Origin of the sequence: Filobacillus milosensis (assembly GCF_004402015.1) — a bacterium.
Lineage (GTDB): Bacteria > Bacillota > Bacilli > Bacillales > Alkalibacillaceae > Filobacillus > Filobacillus milosensis.
In genome coordinates this window covers 1-325 of the sequence record NZ_SOPW01000067.1, presented here as the reverse complement: position 1 = coordinate 325, position 325 = coordinate 1, and the positions used below count along the sequence as shown (strand labels likewise).

Genomic DNA, 325 nt, shown 5'->3' with positions numbered 1-325 from the left:
GAGGAGCCGCGCCGCCGCCCCGCGTCGAGGAGCCCGTCGACGCGTCGAGAGCCGTCATGATGCCGCCACCTGCGCCGCCGCTTCGACGAGTTCTTCCTGGACGGCACGGATCTCGGCGGTCGTGGTGGCGACGCGGCCATAGATCTCCATGACCTGGGCCTTGGTGAGGTCGCCGGTCGGGGTGTCGAGCACGACCTCGCCGTGGCGGAGTCCGACGATGCGGTCGGCCCAGCTGATCGCGAGGTCGACCTGGTGCAGGCTGCACACGACGGTGAGTCCCTCGTCGGCGGCGATCTCGCGGATCAGTGCCATCACCTGTTCACTC

Annotated in this window: 1 pseudogene; it reads right to left on the bottom strand. The window is 69.8% G+C overall.

Annotation, left to right across the window (positions count from 1 at the left end):
- Nucleotides 1-54: 54 nt before the first annotated feature.
- Nucleotides 55-325, bottom strand: a pseudogene (locus tag E3U55_RS17155) (hypothetical protein); the annotation flags it as partial.